Here is a 16,286-nt window from a genome sequence, read left to right on the forward strand (position 1 = left end):
AGGCATACCCATTGGAGGACCACCTGCACCCATAGGAGCACTTGCAGCAGGAGCACCTGCATCTGCCTGTAGACCTTCCTTGGACTGATCGGGACGTGTAGCAATTGTCTTAGCCTGTGGCCAGTTAACGATATCAAGAAGATTTCCGTCGTAGGACTCTGACATATAGCCCTTTACTACTCTTTCGAGGAAATCTGTTGTTCTTGTTCTGTCGATAAGCTTGATTGAGAAGTGCTTGTTGCCTGTCTCTTCTGCAAGTTCTCTGTAATAGTGAACGTCCTCGGGACGAATGAACTCAGCTGTAAGGATAGCAGCAGGGTGAGTTACTTTCTTGTATGCACAGTTGACAAGTGAGTAGTCCATTGAGAACAGCTCGGGGTCTGAGTGACCTACGAAGCAGCCGTGTGCAAGACGGAAAGGACATTCTCTGAGGCAGAGATTGTTAGCTATTACACGGAGGTGAAGGTCAGTATCCTTGTACTGTGTGAGCACCTTTCTGAGAAGATCGAACTTTCTGTTGAAGCCGTGATCGAGAGTGATCTCATCAACGCCCCAGTTTCTCCAGTATTCGATATGCTGTATAGTTGTAGGATAAGCATAAAGACCAAGTGTTACGAAAACGTCCTTGAACTCTCTCTTTACATACTTTATAAGGATAGGCGAATTAAGAGTAAATGCTCTTATGCCAAGATCGTACATCTGGTGGATAAAATCACGTATCTGCTTGCCCACTACAGGATCGATCTCGTTCTGATCCATTGAAAGCGGGTTGATAAGATAGTTGAATGTGATGTCGCGCTTCTTACATTCCTTGACATAATCAGCAAGCTGATCGAGTGTGAAGTCAGGTATAATAGAAGCTGTACGTCCGCCCGGAAGTCCGTCGAATTTGAGCTTTCCGAAGAAGCTTGTTATAGCGTGCTTCTTGTCGTACTCATCAACAAAGTCAAAAAGCTTGTAATCAAAATTACAGCCAAGATCAAATGAAATTGAGTCTTGATTCATGTTACACATCTCCCTAAAATTAAGTAAGGACATAATACATATAGTCGCGTTTGATTGTCAGTACACGCTTAAAAAGCGAGGATACGAATATTTTTATATGATCGTTATGTATGTCGAGCCGCGGAGCATAGTGTTGTTTTTCCGCAATAGTCCCATATTAAAATTATATCATTTCTTAACATGGCTGTCAATCATTCTTCTGCAATTTATTGAGAGATAATTTAAGTGCAAATTTGTAAAAAATAGCCAATTTTATAGGCACTTGATAGTGAAACTATCAAAGTTGTATTGTGAAAAGCTAATAATTATAGCTTGTATTTATGTGATATGTCACCAAAAAGGAACATATTTTCTTTTTAAGCCTTGACAGCAGGTGACTGAGAGTGGTATAATACTAAAAGAACAGACGTTCGGAGAGGAGGCGGCTATGGAAAGAATATATGTTGCTATTGATCTTAAATCCTTTTATGCTTCGGTAGAATGTGCAGAGCGCGGACTCGATCCCCTTGACACAAACCTTGTTGTTGCGGATAAGAGCCGCACCGATAAGACCATATGTCTTGCCGTATCGCCGTCCCTGAAGGCTCATGGTATCCCCGGCAGACCGAGACTTTTCGAGGTCATTGCAAAGGTGGGAGAAATAAATGATATGCGGAGAATGAGAGCTCCGCGGAAAAAATTCAGAGGCAAGTCCGAGACAGCGAGCGAGCTTGAAGCGGACTCTTCACTTGAACTTGACTATATAGTTGCCGCTCCACGAATGGCTCTGTATATCGCCTACAGTACGAGGATATATCAGATATACCTGAAATATGTCGCTCCCGAGGACATACACGTTTACTCTATTGACGAGGTATTTATCGACGTTACCGCTTATCTTGACACCTACGGCATGACTGCCCATGAGCTTGCCATGACTATGATAAGAGATGTGCTGAAAACCACGAAGATAACCGCTACAGCAGGCATAGGAACGAATATGTACCTTTGCAAGATAGCAATGGATATCGTTGCAAAGAAAATGCCTGCGGACAAGGACGGAGTTCGTATCGCTGAGCTGGACGAGATGTCCTACCGCCGTCTTATGTGGGAGCATCAGCCCCTTACGGATTTCTGGCGCGTGGGCAGAGGCTATGCGGAAAGGCTGAAACACTGCGGACTTTTTACAATGGGTGATATCGCAAGATTTTCCACGTCCGAGTTCGGGGAAAGGGCACTTTATAAGATGTTCGGAGTAAATGCGGAGCTCCTCATTGACCACGCCTGGGGGTGGGAGCCATGCACTATTGCTGATGTGAAAAGCTATCGTCCCGAAACGAACAGTATAAGCTCGGGGCAGGTATTGCAGGAGGCTACGGAGTACAGTACGGCGCGGCTAATAACATGGGAAATGGCTGATATGCTGGCTCTTGAACTGCTTGGTAAGGGGCTCGTTACCGGTCAGTTGACGCTTACTATAGGCTATGATGTAAAGAATTTGCAGAACGAGGATATAAGGCGGAGCTACGAAGGCAAGGTGGTGCTTGACCATTATGGCAGGGCTGTGCCTGTTCACGCTCACGGTACCATAAATCTTGATGCGCCTGTATCGTCATCGAAAATAATAACCGAAGCCATGATGCAGCTTTTTGACCGTATAGCGGACTTCCGCCTGCTGGTGAGAAGGATAACCGTCAATGCAAACAGGGTAGTGCCCGAGAGCTCGGTCAGGGAAGAGATAATACAGCTGGACTTTTTCTCAGACCCCGAGGAGAATGAGAAACGCCGTCAGCAGGAGCAGGCGGTACTCCGCCGCGAGAAAAATTTGCAGCTTGCCATGCTGAGAATGAAGGAGAGATACGGCAAGAACGCAGTGCTCCGCGGAAGCAATCTCTGCGACGGAGCAACTGCGATGTCGCGCAACAGACAGATAGGCGGACACAGAGCTTAATTTCCAGCTTGCTCGTTCATATGGTGTGTCATTTGAAGTTTATGCGTGATTTGCGGAACGCCGAGGGCGGCGTTCCCTACAGCGCATTAATTTTATTTATTGCGTAAGGCTCTGGCGGATAATATCCGCCCCTACAATTATGAATTATGCATTATGAATTATGAATTACTACGAGGGGGCAGAATGATGTCGGGACAGTATGATGATATAATCAATATGCCGCACCATGTTTCAACGACAAGGGCACAGATGCCGCGGCGGAACCGTGCGGCGCAGTTCGCGCCCTTTGCGGCTCTCACAGGCTATGAGGACGCTATTGACGAGTCCGCAAGACTTACCGATGCAAAAGCCGAGCTTTGCGAGGACGAAGCAGCTGAACTGAACAAAAAAATACAGCTCCTCAGCGCACGTATCGCTTCAGAGCCTTATTGCGAGATAACCTATTTTGTTCCCGATAAGCATAAATCGGGAGGAAAGTATATTACCGTATCTGGGAATGTGCGGTTCATAGAAGAAGTTACGCGGCAGTTAGTGCTCTGCGGCGGACTGCGCATACCTCTTGATGATATCATAAAAATATCCTTATAAAGAGCAACAGCCCTATCTCCGCCTAAGAGATAAGACTGTTCTGATCTGCCCTCTTACAAAAGGATCGGATAGCAAAGGAATTACTTACAATATATCACAAAGACCGCCTATAGTCTTTGTAAAAATTCGTTTGTACGATCTCTGCGTGATACTGCGTATGCCCCCGAGCTTCGCGCTATCCTGTCGAATTATCGGGGAACAGCAAACCCGAATGCAGGTCAGGGGAGTATAGTGCAGAGTCTCCCCGCCTGCGGGTCTGTTGACTTTGTTTTGCATCGTATCGATGCACTGCCTGTCTGAAAGGGAAACAGGACTTTATACTTTGTGAACCCGCTCATTGCAACGGAATGAATTCATTTATAATGCTGTGCCTGTAACATTATTTTTTCAGTTTATACCGCCGAGGACAAAGGTGACGGGAGAGGGACCGTCAGCCTTTGTACACGAAATGTGCCGTTTGCCTCGCCGATACAGAAGCTTTCAGAGACTTCCTTGATCTCACACAGAGAGAAGGTCAAAAGCTCCTTGATAGTCTTGAAAGTGGAAATTCAAGCGTACATACTGCTTTTGCGGTACGTACATATTTTGTCTTTCATGCAGAGTCTGCGTAAATCTGCATAGAAAGAACGAAATCGTAAAGATGTCCTCAAAGGTGCTGTGGAAATATACGCCGCATATCGGGAACTGCGTTTGTGGGAGGGTAACAGGTTCGCCGGGCTGAATATTTCCACCGCTGCCTCAGGAGCTGCTGCAATATCGGATAGCAATGAGAGAACTGCCTGTTTTCTCTCTTTTTTTATAAGACTGTCCGTTTTGCAGAATCTGCACTGGCTTGACCGCTTCAGCTTTTGACTTGTGCGGACAAATGTGAGTGACCGCTGCTGCCTTTGACAGCAGCGATGTTCACTTTAGGAGCTTTCTCCAAATTTTAATATCCCTATAGCCTATTTGCTATATTATTATTATAAATAAAATGTGAATTGATAACAACCTATAAAAGAAATATTTGGTGGACAAAATGAGGGAAATATGCAAAAATTGCCCACACTGACCAAATATTGCGGTCGGTGTGGGCTATTTTAAACATTTTTTTGTAGTGATGCGTACAATTTGTCAAGAGTTGTACTGTCAACGTTGAACTCATATGTACGGTGGCCGTAATCATCAGCTATGAATATTACTAATGTCTGATCTGCTGATATACTCACGTGTCCAAATATACAGGTATAATCATCACCTGTAGATAGCATATCATAATCAAATTCAACTTTTGTTTTGGGATAGAAGTCGTCAATTATCTGAATGATGCCTGCATTTTTGTTGCTTTTCAGAAATTCTGTCAATGGGGTACAATCCGGCGAATTTATATACTTTGAATTGACGGAGTCATATAAGGAGTATAAATTGAAACTGTCAGGGAAGTCAATAGCATCTAAAAATTCGCCAAGATTATCAGGAACGTAATCCCAGTTAATGCCTAAGAAGGTCTCGCCGTCATCAAATTCCACCATACACAGGAAATCGGGAGAGAAATCCTTGTAAGCATATACGGTATACACGGTAAGTCGTCCAAGTGCTACGTCATATATACCACTTCTGTAAAGCTCTTCCTTGGCGTAAGAAGTATCAAAATTCTCACATCCCGCCACTGTATATGTTGTGCTGTTATAATAGAATTTAGAGTGAGGCGGATCGGTGTGTGTTGTTGATAATACAGGTGTGGGCGTCGTAGATGTATATACAGGCTGTGCGGAAGAATGTGAAGCAGTAGTCGAAGTGGCAACAGGGGAATATGTGTATGCAGGCTGCGTGTAAACTATAGATGTCATTACAGATGTCATTGATGAATACGCAGGTCGTGTTGTATACACTGCCGTAGTCGAAGTTGCTACAGGGGAGTATGTGTATATCCTTGTAGTAGACGTTACAGGTCTTGTCTGTGCTTTTGTAGTCGTAGTAGCTACAGGAATACGTGTAGTAGTTGAAGTACGTCTTGTTGTGGTAGATGTTCGACGTGTAGTGGTCGATGTACGTCTTGTAGTGGTCGAAGTGCGCCGCGTTGTAGTGCGTGTTGATATTCGTGGCGTTGTAGTAGTTGTGCGGACATCAGAACGCAGTGTGGTCAATACAGGTGACTGATGATGTGAAGTTGTAAGGTTCTGATGAGACGAATTATTGGAAGAAGTAATTTCAATGCTTGAAGCAGTTGTCCTTACATTGCTTTCCGAAGTCTTACTGTCTGAACGTGATGTCGTCACATTGCCTGAGCCGCTGTGACCGTTTGCGGAGGTAGTTTTTGTACCGCTTTCTCCGCTTTGCGCAGAATTATCAGAAACAATTGCCGTAGTTTCAAGGATATCATTTGCCGCAGTAGCGACAGTAATTTCTGTGGTAATATCCTCATCTGATGTTGTTACAGCCGTTGTTACGTTGGGTGATGGTAATGTGTAGTCTTCCTTGTGAGGAGATGGCTTGATATCCTTCAGCAAACCGATATTCCAGATGCCTATGCCCACAGCTATCATAATGCAGCAGCTGAGAGCAATGGTGGCATTTCTTAATATCAGAGCTTTTTTGCGTTTTTTCTCTTTCAGGTATTCTTCTCTGCGCTGAAAAACACTATTTGCTATCTCATTATAGTCTTTCATACTCAAAGCCCTCCTTTTCAAGCTTTGATCTCAGCGCGAGCTTTGCTCTGTACAGGAGATTTTCTATCTGACGGTTGCTTTTGTGCATTACCTTAGCAGCCTCAGAATTGCTCAGCTCTTCAAAAAATGTCAGGTAGAGCACCTGCTTGTAATCGGAGCTGAGGGTTTCCATAGCCCTGTGGAGCGAGATCTTTTGTTCTTCCTGCAAATATTCCCTTTCGATATTCCGCTCGTCGGAAATATCATAGTATTCATCTGCGGGAGTGTCGGAAATACGCGACCTTTTGCGCAGTTCATCTATGGTGAGATTTCGTGCGATGGTATAAAGCCATGTCTTAAAGGTGCATTTTTCGGAAAATTTAGGTTTTTTGACGGATAGCTTGAAGAATGTATCTTCCATGAACTCCTCGGCAAGACTGAGAGAGCCTGTTATGCCGTTGAGATAGAGGATCAGACCGTCTTTATAGTCGCGGATCAGATCAACTAATCCGTTATCATCACCGTCAAGGTAACGGCGGTAGCTACTTGCACCGTTATCCATGAGCTCCCCCTTTCCGTAGGAATGTCCTCTCACTACTTAGACGTCTGAGGAGGACATTTCTCTCATATAAATTATCAATTAACAGTATATATCATTGGTAACACCATTTGTAAGCAGCATAGTTAATGATACCACATATCGCGGAAATAGTCAAGTTTTTGAGCTTTATTAACGGCCCGATCGTAACTCGGAAGCGTTATATATAATAAGATACAATGAGAATGATAAAAACCGAAAGACGCAACATTTTGTGCTTTTTCATTTTTTGCGGACTTTTTATGTTTTGTTCAGTTTTTGCTCTTTTAGTTAGTCTGATTTGTGCATAATGATGTATTGCTAATATGGAAAAATAACGTAATATCGCGGAGAATGAATGTGCGGCAGGCAGCATAAAAACGACATTTTATTAAGATTACTTTAAGATTATTTTAAGAATGGAAATATATGATACAGGTATGATGAAAATGTGAAAACGGCGTTAAGCCGCGTAATTACGAAAATATGGGAAATCACAAAATGGAGGGAATATTATGTCAAAGAAATCAGCAAAAAGAACCTGTGCAGGAATAATGAGTCTTGCAATGCTGCTCGGTACAGCAGGTCTGTATCCTGCACCAAAGGCAGCAGCAGCTACAGGTGTAACTATCAATGAGGTTTGCCCAAAGAATACTACATATGCTGCTCCTGACGGACAGATGTATGACTGGGTAGAGCTTTACAACAATTCAAGCAGCCCTGTGGATATAAGCGGCTGGGGACTCACAGATAAGGCAGAGACACCTTACAGATTTACTATCCCGTCAGGTACAGTGATCCAGCCAAATACAGGAAAGGTATTTTTCTGTGACGGTACAGCAGGCGAGACAAACGCTTCTATTGCTCCTTTCGGACTTTCAACAAGCGGTGAGACTCTCACACTTACAGATGCTTCGGGCAATATCGCTTCACAGATAACATTCGAGGATATGGCAAAGGATACTTCCTACGGTCAGTATCCCGACGGCAGCGGCGAGTTCTACGTTATGAGCACAACTCCGGGCAAGAACAATGCTGCTCCCGAGGGTTCAAACGCAGTAAGAACTCCTTCTTTCTCTGCTGAGAGCGGTTTCTATGACAACGGCTTTGCACTTACTATCGACGTTCCGCAGGGAACTACGGTTTATTATACAACAGACGGCAGCGATCCTACTACTGAGTCTGAAAAGTACACAGGTGCTATCACTGTCAAGGATATGACAAGTGAGCCTAACAAGTACAGCGCAAGAACAGACGTTACAGCTTATACTGATATTGTTGCTCCTGATGAGGGCGTACTCAAGGCTGCTGTAGTTCGTGCTATGGCAGTAGACTCACAGGGCAGAACAAGCAGCATCATAACAAAGACATACTTCATAGGTTCAGCAAATGTTGAACGCTACAGAAATATGAAAGTTATCTCTCTCGTTACTGATCCTTCAAACCTTTTCGATTATGAAAAAGGTATCTACGTAACAGGTAAGGTATACGACGAAGGCGGCACAGGCATGGGCAACTGGGGTAACTGGGGCAACATGGGCAACTGGGGCCAGCAGGCAGGTGACGGCAACAATAACGGTGACGCTCAGCAGGGCGGCTTCAACATGGGCAACTTCAATTTCGGAGGAAACCAGAATAACGGTGACGCTCAGCAGGGCGGCTTCAACATGGGCAACTTCAATTTCGGAGGAAACCAGAATAACGGCGACGCACAGCAGGGCGGCTTCAATATGGGCAACTTCAACTTCGGCGGACAGCAGCAGGGCGATGCTCAGCAGGGCAACTTCCAGCTCGGCGGTGCAGGCGGTCTTGTTGTAAATTCAGATGAAGAAGAGGAAGATGCTTCTGTATTCGACAGCATCAGCCTTGACAGCATAGATACTCCCGAGATACTTGCAGACGGTGATGACGTACAGCAGGGCGGTGCTCAGCAGGGCGGCTTCGGAGGCTTTGGCGGCTTCGGCGGTCAGGCTGGTGGAGATAACGGCGGCGCAGCAGGCGGCTTCGGTGGTTTCGGAGGCTTCGGCGGTGACGGTGGAGCTGGCGGTATGGGCGGCTTCAACATGGGCGACATGGCATTCATGTCACAGGCTAACTACAATCAGAAAGGTCCTGATTGGGAGCGTCCTGCAAATATCGAGATATTCGAGAACGGCAAGAGCGTAGTTTCTCAGGACGTAGGCATCAGAACAAAGGGTGCTGCTTCCCGTGCATGGCCACAGAAGAGCTTCAACATCTTTGCTCGTCAGGATTACGGCAAGAGCAGTGTTGAATACGATCTCTTTGAAGGAGAAGCTACAAAGGCTAAGAACAACAAGGTCATCGACACGTTTGACGGCTTCACTATCAGAAACGGCGGTAACGACAATATGGCAGGTTTCTTCCGTGATTCTATAGCACAGTCACTTGTTACTGACAGAGCTATGACCACACAGGCTACAAGCGAGTGTATCCTCTTTATCGACGGTGAGTTCTGGGGCATTTACCAGCTCATGGAGAAGTATAACTCAGATTACTTCAAGTCACACTATGGCATAAAGAAGAATGATGTCTGCTTTATCAAGAACAATTCTCTTGAGGACGGCAACGATCAGGATCTCAGCGAGTGGAACAATCTCCTCGGTAACCTTTCAAGAGTTGATATGACTCTCGATGAGAACTATCAGAGAGCTTGCGCAGAGCTTGATATACAGAGCTTCATTGACTATTTCGCAGCTCAGATCTACTGGGCTAACCACGACTGGCCAAATAATAATACAGGTGTATGGCGTTCAAATGCTGTAGATCCTGAAAATCCATATGCAGACGGCAAGTGGAGAATGGTACTGTTTGATACAGAGTACAGCTCTAACCTTGCTGACAAGGTTAGCGAGACAGGTCCTACCTACAACAGCTTCAATCAGGCTGCAGGTGGCGGCATGGGCGGATTCGGAGGCTTCATGGGAGGCGGCGGTTCTCTCAGCGGCGCATTCTCAAATCTTATGAAGAACCCGACATTCAGACAGCAGTTTGAGCTTACATTCATGGATCTTGCAAACTACAACTTCGATACAAAGAAGACTACAGAAGCTATAAACTACTACAAGGGCTTCAAGCAGCAGATCCTTGATACATACAAGCGTTTCCCATCTTCAAAGCACACTCACAATGAGCAGACATTTGAGGAAGATTATAAGCTTCTCGAAACATTCTACAACACAAGATACGGCAATGTTACAAGCCAGATGAAGACATATATGAATCTCACTGGCAGCCTTGCTACAGTTAATGTAAGCAACGACAGCAGCAAGGGCTCATTACAGCTCAATACTATCAAGTTTGATGATTCTATGAGCACATGGAGTGGTAAGTATTTCACAGACTTCCCTGTAACTGCAACAGCTTCTCCTAAGGACGGATATGCTTTCGATCACTGGGAGGTAACAGGTGCAACAGTTTCAGATACAACTTCCGATACTATCACAGTTCCTGTAAGCGAAGGCATTACTATCAAGCCTGTATACAAGGTTGGCAGCTCTGAGCCAAAGGTGACAACAACTACTACAAAGACTACTACAACTACAACACAGATCACAACAACTACTACAACATCTGCACAGCCTACACAGTTCGTAAATGTAACTCTCAGCGGTGATGCAAACTGTGACGGTCAGGTAGATCTCTCTGACGCAGTTATGATAATGCAGGCTCTTGCAAATCCTAACAAGTACGGTGTAAATGGTAACGACCAGAACCACATTACAGAACAGGGTGCTGCAAATGCAGACGTTGATAAGAAGAGCGCAGGTCTTACTGCAAACGATGCTCTGAAAATTCAGGAGTATCTCCTCGGAAAAGGTTCTCTCTAATTAATTACTTACTATACAGCAAAAAGGCTGCACGATAATGTGCAGCCCTTTTGTTTGTCAACATGAATGTAAAATAATGGGCGGATACTATCCGCCCCTACTTTTATATGCCTTTTACTTCTGTATAATAGTATACTGCAAGCTGAGTTCTGTCGCGGAGTTCCAGCTTGTCAAGGAGATTGCTTATGTAATTGCGGATAGTGCCCTCGCCGAGGAAAAGCTTGCCCGATATCTCCTTATTGCTCAGTCCCTCTGCAACAAGCTCCATTATCTCGCGCTCCTTGTCGCTTATACCGTGAGCAGCAAAGTCATATCGCTCCTTGGGCTTCATAAGCTCGGGGAGCTTATTCATTATGGTATTGCCGTAAACGCTCTGTCCGCCCATGACAGTTTCAAGTGCTGGGACTATGCCGTCAAAGTCCTGTTTGAGTATATATCCCTTTGCACCCATGTTCAGTGCCTTGATGATGTACTCATCGTCCGAGAAAGTGGTGAGGTAAAGTATCTTAGCGTCGGGAAACTCTTTCAGTATGACCTCGCCTGCTTCGATACCCGTCATGCCCTCCATGCGTATATCCATAAGTATAACATCAGGTCTGACACTTTTGTAAAGCTCTATTGCTTCCTTGCCGCTTGAACCCATAGCAGCAACAGTGACCTTGCCCGAATTTTCAAGTATAGTTTTAAGCGACAGAGCCACGAGCTTGTCGTCATCTATTACGATAATGTCCATAATTGCTCCTTTATGCCGTGATCTTTTCATTATTATATCATAGCGGTACATTTTTTTCAAGTACACAATGTGACAAATGTCATATGCAAAAACTGACTCCAGACACTACAAAATGCTTTTCAGCTGAGGTATAATGATTACAGTAAAACACAACAGGGAGGAACTGCTATGGAAAACACAGTTATAAAAATAAATAATCTTGTAAAACGCTACGGTGATCTCATCGCACTGGATCACCTTGACCTTGAAATAAAACAGGGCGAGATATTCGGACTTCTCGGACCTAACGGCTCGGGCAAGACAACTACTATCAACTGTCTTTTGTCACTTCTTGCCTTTGACAAGGGCGATATCGAGATATTCGGAAAGAAGATGACTCCCGTAAGCTACGACATCAAAAAGGATATAGGCGTTATCATGCAGAACGTTACAGTTTTTGATGAGCTTACAGTTTACGAGAATATCGACTACTTCTGCGGACTCTATATCAAGGACAAGGCAAAGCGCAGGGAATATGTTGAGGAAGCAATAAAGTTCGTAGAGCTCGGGGATTTCAGAAAGTTCTATCCGAAAAAGCTTTCGGGCGGACTTCTTCGCAGACTGAATATCGCCTGCGGTATCGCTCACAAGCCAAAGCTAATAATCCTTGACGAGCCTACAGTTGCAGTTGACCCTCAGAGCAGGAACCGTATCCTCGAAGGCATACAGGAGCTCAACAGAAACGGTGCTACAGTCATCTATACCTCGCACTATATGGAAGAGGTAGAGCAGATATGTACTCGCATAGCTATCATGGACAAGGGCAGAAAAGTAGCTGAGGGTACTAAGGACGAGCTGAAACGCATGATAAAGAATACAGAGACTATCACTATCGAGATACTTGATGTACCTGATAATATCGTAAAAGAGATAGCTTCACTGCCTCATGTATACGATACTGACCTCAGCAACGGCAAGCTCACCGTTTACTGCTCGGGCGGCAAGCATAATCTTATAAGAGTACTTGAAGTGCTTCAGAAGAACGAGCTCAGCTTCGGCAGAGTATATACAGAGCTTCCGACGCTCAATGACGTATTCCTTGAAATAACAGGAAAAGCCCTCAGAGACAAGGAGGAATGACCATGTTCATGCATATCCTTAAATATGAGCTGAAAAACGGTCTGCGCACAAAAGACCTTATCATATGGCTCATACTTTTTCCAATAATCCTCGGCACTTGTTTTAAGATAGCTTTCGGAAGCATTTACGAAAAGACCGAGAAATTCAGTTCAATACCCGTTGCCATAGTTGAAGAGAGCGAAAATGCAGCTTTCAGACAGGTCATCGAGGGCATTGAAAAGTCTGATGAACCCTTCCTCAAAGCCAGCTTTACAGATAAGGAAAAGGCTGAAAAGATGCTTGATGACGGCAAGGTAGAGGGAATAATCTTTACCTCCGACAATATCAGTCTTACAGTTAAGGAAAAGGGCATACGTGAGACGATGCTGAAATCCTTTATCGAGCAGTATAAAGTCCGTGAAAAAATAGCTATGGACGCTATAAATACTGCTCCCGAAAAGGCACAGGAAGTCATCGCTTCACTTACATCTGAGACAGCTTCTTCGTGCAGGGATATACCTCTTACACAGGGCAACCCCGATATGTATATACAGTATTTCTACAACCTCATCGCTATGGTAGCAATGTTCGGCTGTATAACAGGTATGCATATCACTATGCAAAATCAGGCTAACCTTTCACCTCTCGGCGCAAGAAACAACTGCTCACCCGTACAAAAATCAATAAGCATACTCGCTTGTCTTACAGGCAGCTTTATCCTTGAGACCATATGTATGGTAATATGTGTTTCTTATCTTGCATTCGTTCTCAAAGTAGATTTCGGCGACAGACTGTGGCTGGTTTATCCTTCGGCAATACTCGGCGGTATCACAGGTGTTTCCTTCGGTTTCTTTGTTGGTTCACTTACCCACATAGGAGAAAAGGCAAAGAGTGCGCTGCTTGTTTCAATATCAATGCTGCTGTGTTTTTGCAGCGGCCTTATGGTGGGCAATATGAAGGCTATTATTGCAGCAAGGATACCGTGGTTCAATAACATCAATCCCGCAGCAGTGATCGCTGACTGCTTCTACTGCCTCAATATCTATGAGGACTATGACCGTTTCATAACAAAGCTCATAACTATGGCGGTAATATCCGTTATGTTTATAGTTCTTGGCTTTGTAACTTCAAGGAGGAAGAAATATGCAAGTATTTAAGGCGATGTTCAAGGTAATGAGGAGCAGGCTTCCCTCAGCATTAATATATATCGTCTGCTTTTTTGCCATATCGGCAATTATTGCAAACGCTTCGACAAATGATAACAAGTTTGAAGCCAAAAGGCTGGATATAAGCATTTTCGATGAGGACGATACTCCCGAAAGCCACGCGCTGGCAGAAATTATAAAGAAAAGCAATGATATAGTTGAAATAGAGAAGGATAAGGATACCATTTTAGATTCACTTTACTACAGAAGGATAGATTATGCACTTATTATAAATAAGGGTTATGCCGACAAGCTCAGAGCAGGGGAAACAGCAGAGCTTTTCAGCAGCTATCATCTTGACGAAAGCTTTTCTGTAGTATATATGGGACAGTTCCTTGACGAGTATGTAAGCACAGTAAAGGCTTATCTCAGCATGGGCGAGGCATTTGATGAGGCTGTTGCAAATGCAGAAGACGCAATGTCTCAGAATGCAGAGGTGAATATGCTCAGCAGGATAGACAAGGGCGGCAATTCACACTTCAGCGTTGATTTTGCAGGCTATTTCCAGTATATGCCATATATACTCGTATCTATAATTATCAGCGTAGTAAGCCTTGTGCTTGTCACTATGAACAAGAAGGATATACGCTACCGTACAAACTGCTCATGCCTGAAAGAATCTTCGTATACATTCCAGCTGTTCCTCGGAAGCTTCCTGTTTGTGTTTATAATATGGCTGCTGTTTATGATAGGCGGTATGATACTCAACAAGGAGTTTTACACAGGAAGAGCGTGGTACGCAGTTCTCAACAGCTTTATATTCGCTGTGGTTGTCGGCACTATGGCTGTGCTTGTAGCAAGCTTTGAACCCAAGGACAACGTACTCAACCTTATAACTCAGGTGCTCGGACTTGGTATGAGCTTCTTCTGCGGTATATTTATCCCTGTGGAGGTACTCAGCGACAAGGTGCTTTCTGTTGCAAGATTTTTGCCTGCTTACTGGTACGTAAGAGCAAATAATATGATAGCTGATATCACTCAGTTCAGTTTAAATGAGGTAATACAGTGCTATCTGATACAGTTAGGATTTGCAGCAGCTATGGTTATCATCACTCTGCTCGTCCGCAAGGTAAAGTACAGCGGTGCAGCTATCGGTACTGCCGTAAAAAAGGCAGCAGCTGCTGAGCATTAAGATATAAATGAATATTGAGTATAAAGGGCGCACGGAAGTGCGCCCTTGCTTATATTTGTAGTACCAATATGCCGAAAAAAGTGACAAATGTCACTATGGCAATGACATTTGTTATCTATCATTTTTCGGAACAGTGTGATAAAATAAAGTCACAATAACCATTAAACGCGAGACGTTTTAAATACACTAAATTATTACTAAGGAGGGGCTTATATGAAAACGATCATGAAAAAAACACTATGCATACTATCAAGTGCAGTCCTGCTATGCGGACTGACGGCTTTGCCCGCAGGCGCGAAAAGCTTGGATCCTGAGAATATAGTGAAATTAGAACCTGAGCTGAGACCGCAGACTGGGCGGAATTTTAATCCGTACAAAGACACAGAGTTCGTACTGAAGCAGAATAAGTTCAACATAAAGCCCAGTGAAATGGCTGTCCTTGAAGTTGGCAAGAAGCTCAAGATGATAGACGAAGCTCATTCCTTCCCAAGACCTGAGAAAAAAATACAGTCAATGGACGATATAGACTTGCTGAGACTCAGATTTCAGTGGTATGACGAGAACGGTCCTATCGAGGGGGCTACGTCATATAAGTATAATGCTTATACCCCAGGCAGATATTTCTGCGTTGTAACTATGATAGGACGCTTATGGATAACTGATACAGCAGCTGTAAATGTAAGGATACTGCCTCCTATTCTTGATCCTGTCCAGCGTCCTGATCCGACGATACCTGTCAAACCGGGACCATTACCGATATAACGAAAAAAGATATAGAAATTGTTCAATGAGGGTAAAACAATGGCGGATAAGAGGAATTGCCTCTTGTCCGCCATTGTGATCATATATGAAGTTTTTCTTTGATAATATTGCAGACTTCTTCCTTGTGCTGCTGGAAGTAGAAATGGTCGCCCGAAAACGGATACAGGCTGCACTTTCCGTCTGTAAATCTGCTCCAGCTGTTCATATCCACATTCTGCATAAGAGGATCTTCCGTGCCGTATATCACTGTGATATCACAGCCGAACTTAACGTCATCGGGGGAAGCCTTATATCTTTCCGCCATGCGCACATCTGTACATAGTATGCGGTCGAGTATTTTTTTTAGTGCATTATCCTGCTGTGGAACAGGTGCAGCTGCCGAAAGAGAGTTTGCAGTGAAGAACGATACTATTTCTTCATCGGAAGCAGTTTCCACATTCTCGAAGCAGTGTACTTCTTCATCGGGAGGATTTTTTCCCGAAAGGAAGATATGACAGGGCTGGGGGAGTCCCTTTGCCTTAGTCTGGCGGATAAATTCCGTCACAAGGACTGTGCCCATGCTGTGACCGAAAAGTGCATATTCTCCGCTGATCTCCTCGGAATGTTTTTCTATGAGGTCTGCTATACAGTCAGCAACGTTGTCAAGTAATGGCTCTGACATACGTGTAAAGCGTCCTGAGAGCTCCATAGGTATAACTGTCAGATCCTTTGGCAGGAAACGTTTGAATGAGACATAGCTCTTTGCAGAGCCGCCTGCGTGTGAAAAGAAGAATAATACCAT

At 44.3% G+C, this 16,286-nt stretch carries 13 protein-coding genes; 8 read left to right on the forward strand and 5 right to left on the reverse strand.

What is annotated here, in order from left to right; all coding sequences use genetic code 11:
* The coding region (locus BLW60_RS16930; RefSeq protein WP_074718851.1) for a hypothetical protein at positions 1-1,005 on the reverse strand (1,005 nt) is incomplete at its 3' end.
* 427 nt (positions 1,006-1,432) lie between these two features.
* Between BLW60_RS16930 and BLW60_RS15075 the strand changes: the two genes are divergently transcribed.
* The 3 genes from BLW60_RS15075 (at position 1,433) to BLW60_RS16935 (ending at position 4,134) form a co-directional block, all read left to right on the forward strand.
* The gene (locus tag BLW60_RS15075; protein ID WP_074718853.1) at positions 1,433-2,935 is read left to right on the forward strand and encodes a Y-family DNA polymerase; all 1,503 of its coding nucleotides are present in this window, start codon (positions 1,433-1,435) and stop codon (positions 2,933-2,935) included.
* A gap of 186 nt (positions 2,936-3,121) precedes the next feature.
* Positions 3,122-3,523: a YolD-like family protein gene (locus BLW60_RS15080; RefSeq protein ID WP_074718855.1), complete on the forward strand. Its 402-nt coding sequence runs from the start codon at positions 3,122-3,124 to the stop codon at positions 3,521-3,523.
* A 437-nt stretch (positions 3,524-3,960) separates the two neighbouring features.
* The gene (locus BLW60_RS16935) at positions 3,961-4,134 is read left to right on the forward strand and encodes a hypothetical protein (RefSeq protein ID WP_175460956.1); all 174 of its coding nucleotides are present in this window, start codon (positions 3,961-3,963) and stop codon (positions 4,132-4,134) included.
* Between the two features lie 468 nt (positions 4,135-4,602).
* Here the strand turns inward: BLW60_RS16935 and BLW60_RS15085 are convergent, their stop codons facing one another.
* Entirely contained in the window at positions 4,603-6,171 is a 1,569-nt protein-coding gene (locus BLW60_RS15085; RefSeq protein WP_074718857.1) for a hypothetical protein, read from the reverse strand.
* Entirely contained in the window at positions 6,158-6,712 is a 555-nt protein-coding gene (locus BLW60_RS15090; RefSeq protein WP_074718859.1) for an RNA polymerase sigma factor, read from the reverse strand. The genes BLW60_RS15085 and BLW60_RS15090 overlap by 14 nt, the downstream gene beginning before the upstream one ends.
* A 530-nt stretch (positions 6,713-7,242) precedes the next feature.
* Here BLW60_RS15090 and BLW60_RS16940 point away from each other — a divergent pair.
* Positions 7,243-10,575 carry a CotH kinase family protein gene (locus BLW60_RS16940; protein WP_074718861.1) on the forward strand — a complete coding sequence of 1,111 codons (3,333 nt, stop codon included), beginning with the start codon at positions 7,243-7,245 and terminating at the stop codon, positions 10,573-10,575.
* A 103-nt stretch (positions 10,576-10,678) separates the two neighbouring features.
* On the opposite strand, the gene BLW60_RS15100 is transcribed toward BLW60_RS16940, so the two are convergent.
* Complete coding sequence (locus tag BLW60_RS15100) at positions 10,679-11,308, reverse strand: response regulator (RefSeq protein ID WP_074718863.1); 630 nt, start codon at positions 11,306-11,308, stop codon at positions 10,679-10,681.
* Between the two features lie 168 nt (positions 11,309-11,476).
* Between BLW60_RS15100 and BLW60_RS15105 the strand changes: the two genes are divergently transcribed.
* The 4 genes from BLW60_RS15105 (at position 11,477) to BLW60_RS15120 (ending at position 15,505) form a co-directional block, all read left to right on the forward strand.
* On the forward strand, positions 11,477-12,427 hold the full coding sequence (locus BLW60_RS15105) for an ABC transporter ATP-binding protein (RefSeq protein WP_074718864.1): 951 nt from the start codon (positions 11,477-11,479) through the stop codon (positions 12,425-12,427).
* A 2-nt stretch (positions 12,428-12,429) separates the two neighbouring features.
* A complete protein-coding gene (locus tag BLW60_RS15110; RefSeq protein WP_074718866.1) occupies positions 12,430-13,563 on the forward strand; it encodes an ABC transporter permease in 1,134 nt (377 codons plus the stop codon).
* Positions 13,550-14,743 carry an ABC transporter permease gene (locus tag BLW60_RS15115; protein ID WP_074718868.1) on the forward strand — a complete coding sequence of 398 codons (1,194 nt, stop codon included), beginning with the start codon at positions 13,550-13,552 and terminating at the stop codon, positions 14,741-14,743. Before BLW60_RS15110 ends, BLW60_RS15115 begins: the two co-directional genes overlap by 14 nt.
* 213 nt (positions 14,744-14,956) lie before the next feature.
* Entirely contained in the window at positions 14,957-15,505 is a 549-nt protein-coding gene (locus BLW60_RS15120; protein WP_074718870.1) for a hypothetical protein, read from the forward strand.
* A gap of 79 nt (positions 15,506-15,584) precedes the next feature.
* On the opposite strand, the gene BLW60_RS15125 is transcribed toward BLW60_RS15120, so the two are convergent.
* Positions 15,585-16,286, reverse strand: coding sequence for a thioesterase II family protein (locus BLW60_RS15125; RefSeq protein WP_074718871.1), 702 nt, complete (start codon positions 16,284-16,286; stop codon positions 15,585-15,587).

The organism is Ruminococcus flavefaciens (genome assembly GCF_900108555.1).
Lineage (GTDB): Bacteria > Bacillota > Clostridia > Oscillospirales > Ruminococcaceae > Ruminococcus > Ruminococcus flavefaciens_P.

What these genes read in the sequence shown, in the direction of transcription:
- BLW60_RS15075 (WP_074718853.1), top strand. Translation starts at nt 1,433, where the DNA reads ATGGAAAGAATATATGTTGCTATTGATCTTAAATCCTTTTATGCTTCG.
- BLW60_RS15080 (WP_074718855.1), top strand. Translation starts at nt 3,122, where the DNA reads ATGTCGGGACAGTATGATGATATAATCAATATGCCGCACCATGTTTCA.
- BLW60_RS15085 (WP_074718857.1), bottom strand. Translation starts at nt 6,171, where the DNA reads ATGAAAGACTATAATGAGATAGCAAATAGTGTTTTTCAGCGCAGAGAA.
- BLW60_RS15090 (WP_074718859.1), bottom strand. Translation starts at nt 6,712, where the DNA reads ATGGATAACGGTGCAAGTAGCTACCGCCGTTACCTTGACGGTGATGAT.
- BLW60_RS16940 (WP_074718861.1), top strand. Translation starts at nt 7,243, where the DNA reads ATGTCAAAGAAATCAGCAAAAAGAACCTGTGCAGGAATAATGAGTCTT.
- BLW60_RS15100 (WP_074718863.1), bottom strand. Translation starts at nt 11,308, where the DNA reads ATGGACATTATCGTAATAGATGACGACAAGCTCGTGGCTCTGTCGCTT.
- BLW60_RS15105 (WP_074718864.1), top strand. Translation starts at nt 11,477, where the DNA reads ATGGAAAACACAGTTATAAAAATAAATAATCTTGTAAAACGCTACGGT.
- BLW60_RS15110 (WP_074718866.1), top strand. Translation starts at nt 12,430, where the DNA reads ATGTTCATGCATATCCTTAAATATGAGCTGAAAAACGGTCTGCGCACA.
- BLW60_RS15115 (WP_074718868.1), top strand. Translation starts at nt 13,550, where the DNA reads ATGCAAGTATTTAAGGCGATGTTCAAGGTAATGAGGAGCAGGCTTCCC.
- BLW60_RS15120 (WP_074718870.1), top strand. Translation starts at nt 14,957, where the DNA reads ATGAAAACGATCATGAAAAAAACACTATGCATACTATCAAGTGCAGTC.
- BLW60_RS15125 (WP_074718871.1), bottom strand. Translation starts at nt 16,286, where the DNA reads ATGGTATTATTCTTCTTTTCACACGCAGGCGGCTCTGCAAAGAGCTAT.